Below are 11,977 nucleotides of genomic sequence, written 5' to 3'. Positions count from 1 at the left end.
ATCGGCTCATCTGCTTTCCTGCATTTTATTTATTACTCTTCATCTATTAATTCAACTTCTGATAAATCTATTTCTAAATCTTCAAATCTTACAGATTTGAATTTATCATTTAATGTGCAACTATGCTTTAACTCATATTTATTCTCTACTAATGAATAAATCCATATTTTTCTACTCATTGGTGATACAATCCAATATTCCGGCACTCCATATTCTTCATATAAATCTTTTTTTACAATAAGATCATCGTCTGAGTTTGATGGACTCAATACCTCTATAATTAACTGAGGAATACCTATATAACCTCTGTAAAAAACTTGGCTCTTGTCACAATAAACCGCAACATCAGGGGCTAATTCAGCTTTTTTTAATTTTATTAAATTATCAATTGAATTTTTATCAGCTTTAATAATTGATGGGTCCTCTTTAGTTAAAAATAAAGAAGCTTCTATTGAAACATTACACGATTTTTTAAAATAATTTCTTAGTTGTAAATATAATTCTCCTTGTATTTCTATATGATTATATCTAGGCCCTGTGGACATATATTTTATATTATCAATCCATTCCTCTTTCAGTAGAGATTGTTTAATTTCATCGAATTCCACAATTACGTCTCCTCGTTCATATCATTAAAAATATCTTTTAAATCGATTTTCAACTCTGGAAATACAGAGCTAACATAAATATCTCCATGATGATAAGTGCTTATTGAATAATATTCATCTTTTAAAGTACATTGAATTATCTGATGTGTCTGAATTCATTATTATTTAATCCAATTCTATTCAATATATCTCTCTATGTAACTTAAAATGGCATCAATACTCTTATCCACAGATAAAGTCTCTGTATCAACAACAATATCTGGATTCACTGGCTCTTCATAAGTAGCTGAAATTCCAGTGAAATTATCTATCTGTCCAGCTAAAGCTTTTTTATACATACCTTTTGGGTCTCTTTTAATGCAAGTCTCAACACTTGCTTTTACATATACTTCAACAAAAGAATCTGCTCCTATTTTATCTCTTGCTAATTTACGCATTGATTCTAATGGAGAAATAAATGATACAAGGGTAATAACTCCAGCATCCTTAAATAAATGAGCTACTTCTGTTATTCTTCTAATATTTTCAGTTCTATCTTCTTCAGAAAACCCCAAATCTGAGCATAGCCCATGTCTTATGTTATCTCCATCTAATCTATATACTAATTTACCTTTCTGCATCAATTCTTTTTCAAGTTCTACTGCAATAGTTGATTTACCCGAACCCGACATTCCCGTAAACCATATAACTAATCCGTTTTGATTAATAAGTTTGCACCTTTCTTCATATGTTACCTTTCCATCTTGCCACACTAGGTTCTCTTTTGTCATAATGTTTATCTCCTTACTTATATTATGCTACTAATAAAAATTTAAGTTTAATTCTTTAGTGATTTTTTTATCAATTATCTTTGATTATAGTTTCTAAAAACCTTATTAAATTCTCTGACAAATACTTAGAACTATATTTTTGTATAAGTTTTTCTCTGCTTTCATTATCTATTATTTTATAATCAAACATTTTATCGCACAGCATATTTACACTATGCTTATAATTGCCCGTAATATCAAAGTAATTTCCATTGTCACCTAATATTTCTCTAAATATTTCAATATTGCTTACTATAACAGGTTTTCCACACATTAGAGCTTCAACAGGTGGAATGCCAAACCCTTCAACATATGACGGAAATATTAATGCTGAACTGTTTTGAATTAAAGTATTTTTTGTATTAGCATCCACATACCCCAAATATTCTATTTTACCATTATGTTTATTGATTTTATCATCAATTAAACTTTCGATACTTTTGTCCCTAATGCTTCCAACAATTTTAAGAGTTTTATTTCCACTACTTTCAATATACTTTTCATAGGCATCTAGTAAAATTCTTATTCCTTTTCTTTCTTCTATATTGCCTATAAATAAAAAATAGTTATAATCCTTTGGATTAATTGCATTAAATTCTTCTTTGTCTATAATTACATAATTTAATAATGACTTTTTATTTTCTATAACTTTATATCTACCCTCACATTGTTTTTTTACAGTATCTGAAATATATATTATATTATCCACTTGCTTAATTGTTTTATATAAAAAATATCTAAAGTATAGTCTGTATTGCATAGAACAAAATTCAGGATTTAATATAGGTATTAAATCAAATATAGTTATTATAAATTTTACATTTTTAAACTTTCTCTTAAGATTAATTGGTATTATAAAATTAGGCTCCCAAAAAATATTTGGATTTTCCTTTTCTATAACATTTTCACTAAACTTAAAATATTTAAATACTTCAAAATTATTATTTACTTCTTTTCCATATTCAATAATCTTTAAACCTAAAGCTTTCAACTCTAAAATTTCGTTGCTTACCAACACATCTGTTATTCCGACTATCTCCATGTCACTGTAATTCATTAAACCTTTTATAAAGTTATAAATGTACATGCCTATACCGCTAGGCTTATTTGAAAGTTTTCTTATATCTATTACTATCTTCACTGTTCCTTCACCACTTTATCTATCCATGTATTCTCAAGAACTGATACATGCCTCTTCCAAGAGTATTTTTCCTTAATCAAATTATATCCCTCATTTACTATTGAATTAATACTAGCTTTATTATTTAATATAAATTCAAAATAGCTTATATATTTCTCTAAATTATCAGCAATTAATATATTTTTTTTATCTATTAAACCTGGCACACCTAAGGCCGCTTCTTTAGATATTATACATGGTACTTTACTTGCCATAGCTTCTAATACCTTGTTTTGAATTCCTGTTGCTGAAAAAATAGGATATATAGCCATGTCAGCCGCATTAAGATAAGGTTTCATAGAATCAACATAGCCTGTAAATTCAATTTGTTCGCTTTTATATTTTAATATATCCTTACTTGGATTACTACCAACTACAGAAAGTTTTATCTTAGGGTATATTAGTTTTATCTTAGGTAATAATTCTTCTATTAGAAATTTTACTGCCTGCACATTAGGATAATAAGACATATTTCCCTGGAAAACTATATTTATATTATCTTTCCCAATAGTTTCTTGTTTATTTTCATTATCCAAACTTGTTCCATTATAATTAATTACTATGCTTTCATCTTCTAAATAATCTTTATCTCTTTTAGCTACTATAAGTTTATATTTATAATTCTTCAAAATATCTTTTTCAAACTTTTTTAAAAGATGATATTCAATATACCATAATGGCTTAAGTATATTCTTAGCCTTTTTAGCTCTATTTAGCATATTTAAAGAATACGCATCAATTAAATCAATACTCTTTTTCTTAATATTATCATCAAAGAAGTATTTAGCCATTCTAAAGCTTTGAACATGTACTATATCTGGCCTAATTTCATTATAAATTTCTTTTACTTTTTTATTTACATTATATCTATAATAACAATTAGCTTGTATTGAACTAAAGTTAACAAAAGTTTTTAGCATCGCTATTAATTGCTTTATTTTGCTATCCTTAAAGAGGTAAATTTTCTTACAATATTTATTCATTTCATTTAATAATACATCACAATCTTCATTGTAAAATGAAACTAAAAATATGTCGTGTCTATCACTAAGCTCTTTTATTTGTTCATAAGCAATTATTTGATCACCTTTAGTTACAGGATAAGGCTGCCTTGCGGTTAAATATAAAATCTTCACTATTTTATTACCTCATATAAATAATCTATTTCATAATAAAATCATAATAACATAAGATAAAACAAAACCCAACAGAAAACTTATATTCTCTGTTGGGTACAACTTTATATAGAAATAATTATTTCAAAAAATATCTTCTAAACGAATTTTCAAATCTGGAAATACTGAACTAACATAAATATCTCCATGATGATAAGTGTTAATTGAATAATATTCATCTTTTAAGGTGCATTGAATTATATTACCGTTTTGTTCAACCATATTATATTCCAATACTCCATATTTTTGATATAACTCTAATTTAGTAATTCTATCATGACTTGCTGTACTTTTAGAAATTACTTCAAAAATTATTTTAGGTATAGAAGTATAACTTTCACCCTTCATAGAAGCTTCTTCGCATACAACAAATACATCTGGTTTATATTTATGATATTCATCAAAAATAACTTCTATTTGCTCTATTCTGACTTTACATTTACTTCCTTTTAGATAAAGTTTTAAATACGCAGCAACATTCCCCACTATTTCATTATGATAATCTGATGTGTCTGAATGCATTATTATATTACCGTTATCATATTCAATCTTACATTCATAAGAAGCTTGAATAATTTCAAATTCTTCTGGTGAAACATATTTACCTTTTTCAGTATTCATCAATCAACACATCCTCTCAATTACTATAATATTATTATATAATATTATCAATTCAATTAAAATAAAAACAGAAATGTATTTTTAGTAATATCTATATGATATATATACTAATTGCGAAACAGCCATTATATATTTGAAATTAACATACAAGGTTTGAAGCTCTAAACCATAAAATTAATAAAATTATTTCACTCATGCTAAGCCCAATAATTATTAACCTTGTTAAAAATTTTTTATTTAATGTAATAATTATATCTGAGAATGCCAGTAAATAAACAAATGATCCTATTATATAGCGAGGAAGTGATGCTAAACCTGTTGAAAGTGGAATAAGAATAAATATTGCCCCTAAAACAGCTTCGACATATCTTTTATGAATTATCAGACATATTACACAAACAACCACAAATATGACCCACATTAATAAATAGATAAATGCAGCCTTTCCCTTATTAGATAATACGTTAACTAAATTATTTATTGGATTGGATATTGTTTTCGCCCAAGCAATTTGAACATTTGAAAAAGCCATTGGATCTCCTACCAATTTCCACAAATACGCCATGTATGAGAACAATCCTAGTGGAATTAATGATATTCCTAAAATTAAATCTGAATTCTTAAATGTGTCAAAAAGAAACATTTTAATATTTTTATTATTTTTAAAATAATCATACACATACTGAACAGCAACTGCAAAAACTAACATTACCCCCATATTTCTAGTTGCACTTAAGAGTGCACCAAATATACCTACTAAAAGATAATCTCTCTTATGCAAAAAATATAAAGAAGTTATTAATAAAAATATATACAAGGATTCAGTATATAGAACTGAAAAATAAAAACTGTATACACCAAAGGACATTATAATAGCAAATAATACCCCCTCTTTCCTATTGCCTCTAGTTTCAAGTATATATAAATAACTCATTATTAATGCACCAGCAAAGAATATTGTTGATACAACAGTTCCTAAAATATTAATATTTATGGGAAGTATTAAATGAATTAATTTTATTATAATAGGATACAATGGGAAAAACGCCCAATTAGCCTGTCCATTTTGATTTATATTAAAATAAGTATTATACCCATTCTCTATAATACTTCTATACCATCCAGCATCCCAAATATTAAATGCATCTATGAATGATCCTCTTCCTTCAAAAAATATTCCACCACCAAATTTATACAACAAGTACATTGATAATCTAGATAATATAACTAGTGCTAAAATTATTATAATAATATTATATTTTTTTCCTTTATAATTATATGAGAATCTATTATTCGAATCCAAAGTGCACCCCCTACAATAAATTAATGCTTTCTATAAAAATTCCAGCTAATATCTTCTTATGATAATTGTTTGTATCATTAATATAATTACAATTATCTACTTTAAAATTCAGGCATAAAAATTTATCTTTAAGAAATTCCTTTGGTATTTTAAATTCATATTCTTGTTTATCCTGCAATGGCTTAAATGATAATAATTCTTTATCATTAATAAGTATATGCACCGTAGTATCTGGCATAGCCTTTCCTAAAACTAATTTTAACGTTTTATCACCACTTACTTCATCGTTTAAATTTAAGTATAACTTTGCATCGTCTTGCGTCCATGTTCCATCATCTTCAATTTTATTCCATCCATTACCCCTACATTTAACTAAATTATCCTTATGTTCTAAACTAAACATTAAATTAGTATTTAAAGAATAATCTAGCCCATTAATTCCTGGCCAATCCATAAGCTGTTTCTTTATATAATACATTTTATATTCTAATGGCACATTAATATTTATAGAATTAAACAATATAAAAAAATATGAAACAATAAGGCATATGGCTATTATGTATTTCAATAGGTTCATAATACATTTCTTCATAAATCTAAATTCCTCTTGTCAGTTTTATCTTATATTATCTCTTTATAAATATTATACACTTTTTGCGCTGAAGCTTCCCACGTAAATTTCTTTGCTTGTTCATGCCCTTTTTTCACTAAATCCTTTTTCAATTCTTCATTAATTAAAATTTCATTCATATACTTGGCAATAGACTTGATATCCTTTGGAGCAACTAAAATAGCTGCATCTCCTGCTACTTCCGGAAGCGAAGATACATTAGATGTTATAACTGGAACTGATGAAGCCATAGCTTCAAGCACTGGTATTCCAAACCCCTCATATAAAGATGGGAAAAGAAATAAACTTGCCATATTATAAATTAGTGGCTTATCATTTTCATCTACATAATCAGTAAAAATAACCTCATCCTTTAAATTTAACTTATCAACTAAATTAAATATACTTTCAAAAAGCCAGCCTTTTTTACCTGCTATTACTAATTTTACTTTTTCATTTGCTAAACCATCTTCTCTTTTAAATATTTCAAAAGCTTCAATTATTGACTCTATATTCTTCCTAGGCTCTAAAGTTCCCATATATAAAATATAATCCTTAGGTAAATTATACTTTTCTCTTATCTTAAGTTTTTCTTCTTCTGAATAAGATTTATTAAATCTATCATAGTCTACACCGCAATATACGACTTCTATTTTAGATTCATCTATATTTAAAAATTTCATGATATCTTTTTTACTACTCTCAGATATAGTAATAATCTTATCAGACCGCTCTACACTATACTGCATATCAGTTTTAAGTCTTTTTAGATTCCTCTTATCCATTGTTTCTGGATAAAGCTCATATGTCATATCATAAACTGTAGTAATAACCTTACCATCTATACTAGGTGGTACTATAAAATTGAAAAAATGATATATATCAGCTTTATCATTAAATAACCAATTATGTTTTATAGGTATATAATGCCACACTCTTCTATAAACTCCATAAGGAAATAAGGCGAATATATTAATCTCAAAATCTAATTCTTCTAAATCTATATCTATATTATTTCTATTAATAAAATTAAATATGTCTCCACATAAAGTTATATCCTTAAACTTTTGCAAATTTTTTGATATTTCATATGTATAAATTCCTATTCCTGATCTATTTTTTAGACATGGATGTAATTCTAGTGATACTTTCATTTTTTATCCCTTCGCATCATATAAATAATCTTCTTTAATAATGTAAATATAAAATTATCTACATTGCATAAATAACTAATATATTTATTTTAACAAATTTATATATTCTCTTCCATCTCTATCTAAAAAGATTTCCTGCAAAATTAAATGCATGTATATAAACTTGCATTAACATAAACTTCAATAAAATTGTTGTCATATTTTTTTCTATCAAACTCTCTCATTTCTATATTGGGTGGATAAAATGTTCCTCATTCTTACCAACTTCATAATTACCTGTTTCATGATTTGATCCATATCTTACGCCTTCACTACTTAAAGTATTTTTTAAGTTTCTGTTCTTAATTATCAACAGTATTGACTCCTTCTAACTTTCCCATCTGAAAGAGTCTTTTGGCTTTCTAGTGCTGCTTTATTTTGACCATATATCATATCAAGCTTTCATCATCCTTACATATTCCCACTATATATAATCATTTGGGGAATTTTGTAATTGGATACATATGTATTATATGTATTAGGACATGACCCCAAAATCCTTTCTTTTCAGCCACAGCAAAACTGCACTGTCCTTCCCTATAGACCAAAGCATAGCCAAATTTCTGAATTCACTATATAAGTTTCTCTTAAAATATATACACTGCTATTTTCTAGTTTACAAAGATAGTTCATTACTTTCTAAAAGTATTATAACCAAACTCTATAGTTAAGATATATTTTCTCCATAACTTATTTCAAAGCATAGTTTAATTATTTAACTTCAATAATTACATCTTCTGATAAACAAGGATTCAGCTCATCTAACCAAGCTATCCCTTCTTGAACTAGTGTAACCCTTAATCTATACTTACCTTCCCTTTCAGGACTTATAACTTTTAATTTATATTCTTTATGATTAAATGGCAATAATGATGGAGTTATAAGTGACCGTTCCCCATCAAAAACAGTAACGGTATCTCCATTTTCATTAAGCCAGTGATAAGATATATGTATCGGATTCTCTCCAGTACTATTAATAATTTTAGGCGTACAATTCATTAGATCAACGATACAAAAAAATACTGATTTTTCTTCCACTTCATTGGATATTTCTTTAATCTTAAGAGAAATTTTTTCAGCAATTTCCTTATCTGTCTTATCCATAATTTGTACCTTGCTTGATAATAAACTTGGTTCTAACTTAGCTATTCCTTCAAATACTGTTCCCTTAATTCCTTCTATTATAAATTCAGTTATATTATTATGACAATGATAGCATTCATCTATATGTAAATCTAATAATCTATGGAAATTATTTTCAAGTTCTGAACATAAAGAATAACATTTGTCTGAATGCAGTGTTGCATTTAATTTATATTTTCCTTCTGCTACATTCATATTCAAACTATATATAACACAATAGTTTTCATCTTTTTCAACAGATATTCTTTGATTTAACAATAAACTGTTTGTTCCATAAATTTTTTGCCCATATTCATCCTCAATTACAAATCCAACCATTATATTTTCTGCTTTAATAGATGATTTAAAAATAATTTCAATAAAGGCATCTCCACCAGACTCTATTACTAAACTTCCATTAATACTATTGTACACACGTGCACTTATAATCTTTATTTCACCAGATCCACAATTCATATTAGTTTGTGTTTTATTTTCACTACTAATAGCTTCATAACCTTTTTTTAAATTTTCTTTATCATTTATAATTGTATCTAAATTCAAAACATTCTTAGAATATGAGTTAAAACTTTCGTAATTTCTTTTTACAGCATCTTGTAATATTTGTCTTTTCTTATCATTAAAAAGCTTAAGTGCATATTCATACAACTGAGAGTCTAAATCATTAAGTTCTTTAATCAGTTCTAATGTATCTCCATCTATTTCAGCATAAGCTGGTTTTTTATTAGTTACATTAACTATAGGTATATTATTAACTAGTGGCAATTTACAATCATAGCATAGCAAATCAATTGAGTCGTTAAATTCTTCAAATATTCCTACAAAGTTTATTTTAGATAAATTTTCTTTAGCCATTTCTAATAATTCATTGTCTGTTAAAGAAGACTTTTGAAATCCTGTAAAACACAAAAGTTGCCTATTAAATACATCACCATATCTTTGTATATGTCGATAATGCTCAATATAGGATTTTAGATCAAGTTTCTTTGCATTTACAACAGATGTTTCTCTACTTTCACCCACATTATTTTTATAGTAAAAGTATTGTGAAAGAAATCTGTTAATTGGATTTCTAAGAAAAGTGATACTATATCTATCTTCGCTAAAATACTTTAAATACTCTAAATAATTGGTATGTCCTCCCAGAAATGGATACCTGTTCAATACTTCCATTTGTCTTGATCCCTTATTAATGCTTACAAATTGTTTAACATTTTCCTCTCCTAAAATATCATTATATATTTTAAAAAGTGATGTCCCTGCTGCTTTTGGTATATGAAGAAAAAAATATTTATCGTACATAAAAAACTCCTCTGCTCTATAATCTTATTTCACCTATAGAAAAATTGATTTATTCATTAATTTAAATAATAATAAATATACAAAGTCTCGCCGTTTAAGTTATATTATAAAATAAATTATAGCAAGATAGACTTATATACACTTGTTTCCAATCAAATTACAATTTAGCTTATATTATAAAATAATTATGTGAAATTTATGTGAAATTTAGTTTATACATCGAGAAATATACCACTTTTAATTACAATTTTGCTGATAACAATTTTAGATAAAAAAACAACCTCCCATATTACAATTGAAGGTTGTTATATTTTATGCAATAATTATCCACTTAAAAGTTTCTGATTTACTCAGCACAAAAAATTCAAAGCTATTTTTTATTGATTTACCTAATACTATCTATAAATACGGAAAAATCTATAATATACCATAATATAATTGTACATAATGCTCATAATCCCATAAAACTTCTTATTTAAACAACTTCCATATTCTTCAAACTCAGTGTTATAATCTTCATAACTTGTAATTTAAAATAAACTTTGTAATATCTCCAATTATTTATATATTGAATTTCTGAAAGGTATATAGTTCTGCCTATATATTTATTCTCGAATCTATATAATCCGATAATATTATTGTAGTATAACCGCATTATCTTATTAATTTAAACTGCCTGTTACAAAAATAATAATTATTATCATAATATAAATTGTTTATTATTAAAATAATAGTTTTTTCCACAATTCTATGTTATATGCCTTCGTGCAAATAGCATCAAATTCTATATTACTCTCTTTTATCTGCTCAGCATAATCATTTATTTTTTCTGGTTGCCCTTGCAATTCAGGTGAAACCAAGCAAAGTTTATATCCTAACTGTTTCATTTCATTATAAATTGTATTATTAATAGGCAATTTAGTAAAACAATCTACCCAAATCCAATCTACTTTGCCAGCCATAACTCTTACAGTATCCATGCCTTCAAATTCTGAATAACGAATTGCAATATTTCTTTCTCCATTTTCAGATAAAAGTTTTATCATTGGAAAAGTAGAATCTAAGAAAAAATAATCTTTTATATTATATTTTCTTAATAATTCTAAAATCTCATGTTCAATTCTCTCACTTTTTACATTTAAAATCATTTTTCCGTGTTTATATGATTTTAAATACTCTTCAAAGTTTTCTCCGTCCTTAAAAGGATCATGTTCCATATATATTCTTCCAGTTAAATCATCTCTTAAATCAATTTCTACACCATATTTAGTGGGTAAATTGATTAATTCTTCTTTTTTGTTTACTCTATGACTAATAAACTCCATTATTTAATTCCTCCTTTTTTTAATTTTATACTAAAGTCAATAGTTCTCTTTATAAATTTCCATTTTGAACTTAATCCAGTATTCCAACTAGATGCTCCATGTATTCTTTCTGGAAAAAGTACATCAAAACGAATTAATTTCAACTTTTGTGCTTGTGCTAAATACAAAGCATACAGATCCAAAGAAAAATCACTCGGAGGATTGTCCCAAGTTTCGAAAAATGTTTTAGAAAATATGTTAGGTTGTGCATTGATATCATAAAGCTTCTTTCCTAAATACACAGTCTCAAATAAACTCATCCCGCTAGTAAAAAACTGATCAAATAAAGGTCTATTTTTTCTATTTCCTTTAATAAAAACATTTTTATTTTCTTTTGATTCTTCAATTATATTTAATGCTTTAATAACATCTTTAGGATCTGTTTGCATATCTGCATGTGTCCATCCAATATACTCTCCATTGCAAGCCTTTAACCCTTGCAAAATTCCGTATCCATAACCTTTATTAACAGGTACTAAAATAGTTCTGGCAAAATTATATTGTGGTAATAATTCATCTAAAACCTGTTGTGATTGGTCTTTAGAACCATTGTTAACTAAAATCACTTCAATATCATCTCTTGCTATAATTTCATCAAATCTATTAAGGATAAGAGGAATATTCTTTTCCTCATTATAGCAAGGAATTACAATTGAAAGTTTCATTTTT

General features: G+C 26.4%; 12 protein-coding genes. All 12 read right to left on the bottom strand.

The window, feature by feature from the left end; translation table 11 throughout:
• Nucleotides 1-32: 32 nt before the first annotated feature.
• Entirely contained in the window at nt 33-608 is a 576-nt protein-coding gene (locus COL3_RS05470) for a Uma2 family endonuclease (protein ID WP_008429125.1), read from the bottom strand.
• Nucleotides 609-784: 176 nt separating this feature from the next.
• A complete protein-coding gene (cysC, locus tag COL3_RS05465; RefSeq protein WP_008429127.1) occupies nt 785-1,378 on the bottom strand; it encodes an adenylyl-sulfate kinase in 594 nt (197 codons plus the stop codon).
• Between the two features lie 70 nt (nt 1,379-1,448).
• Nucleotides 1,449-2,558, bottom strand: coding sequence for a glycosyltransferase family 1 protein (locus tag COL3_RS05460; protein ID WP_008429129.1), 1,110 nt, complete (start codon nt 2,556-2,558; stop codon nt 1,449-1,451).
• Entirely contained in the window at nt 2,555-3,733 is a 1,179-nt protein-coding gene (locus tag COL3_RS05455; RefSeq protein WP_008429131.1) for a glycosyltransferase, read from the bottom strand. Before COL3_RS05455 ends, COL3_RS05460 begins: the two co-directional genes overlap by 4 nt.
• Before the next feature lie 123 nt (nt 3,734-3,856).
• On the bottom strand, nt 3,857-4,393 hold the full coding sequence (locus tag COL3_RS05450) for a Uma2 family endonuclease (RefSeq protein WP_008429134.1): 537 nt from the start codon (nt 4,391-4,393) through the stop codon (nt 3,857-3,859).
• Between the two features lie 139 nt (nt 4,394-4,532).
• Nucleotides 4,533-5,696, bottom strand: a complete 1,164-nt coding sequence (locus COL3_RS05445; RefSeq protein WP_008429136.1) for a hypothetical protein — start codon at nt 5,694-5,696, stop codon at nt 4,533-4,535.
• 10 nt (nt 5,697-5,706) lie between these two features.
• Nucleotides 5,707-6,288, bottom strand: coding sequence for a hypothetical protein (locus COL3_RS05440; RefSeq protein WP_008429137.1), 582 nt, complete (start codon nt 6,286-6,288; stop codon nt 5,707-5,709).
• A gap of 29 nt (nt 6,289-6,317) precedes the next feature.
• Nucleotides 6,318-7,460 (bottom strand): glycosyltransferase family 1 protein, encoded by a 1,143-nt coding sequence (locus tag COL3_RS05435; protein WP_008429138.1) that lies wholly within the window; start codon nt 7,458-7,460, stop codon nt 6,318-6,320.
• 226 nt (nt 7,461-7,686) lie between these two features.
• Nucleotides 7,687-7,812: a hypothetical protein gene (locus tag COL3_RS29505; RefSeq protein WP_278286626.1), complete on the bottom strand. Its 126-nt coding sequence runs from the start codon at nt 7,810-7,812 to the stop codon at nt 7,687-7,689.
• Between the two features lie 398 nt (nt 7,813-8,210).
• Nucleotides 8,211-9,944 carry a Wzt carbohydrate-binding domain-containing protein gene (locus tag COL3_RS05430; RefSeq protein ID WP_008429139.1) on the bottom strand — a complete coding sequence of 578 codons (1,734 nt, stop codon included), beginning with the start codon at nt 9,942-9,944 and terminating at the stop codon, nt 8,211-8,213.
• A 722-nt stretch (nt 9,945-10,666) separates the two neighbouring features.
• The gene (locus tag COL3_RS05425) at nt 10,667-11,269 is read right to left on the bottom strand and encodes a hypothetical protein (protein WP_008429140.1); all 603 of its coding nucleotides are present in this window, start codon (nt 11,267-11,269) and stop codon (nt 10,667-10,669) included.
• Nucleotides 11,269-11,973: a glycosyltransferase family 2 protein gene (locus COL3_RS05420; RefSeq protein ID WP_008429141.1), complete on the bottom strand. Its 705-nt coding sequence runs from the start codon at nt 11,971-11,973 to the stop codon at nt 11,269-11,271. The genes COL3_RS05425 and COL3_RS05420 overlap by 1 nt, the downstream gene beginning before the upstream one ends.
• Between the last annotated feature and the right edge of the window lie 4 nt (nt 11,974-11,977).

Source organism: Clostridium sp. LS, from assembly GCF_002760435.1.
In the GTDB taxonomy this organism is placed as follows: domain Bacteria; phylum Bacillota; class Clostridia; order Clostridiales; family Clostridiaceae; genus Clostridium.
Note: the sequence above shows the minus strand (reverse complement) of the source record. Positions and strands in the feature narration are given on the sequence as shown.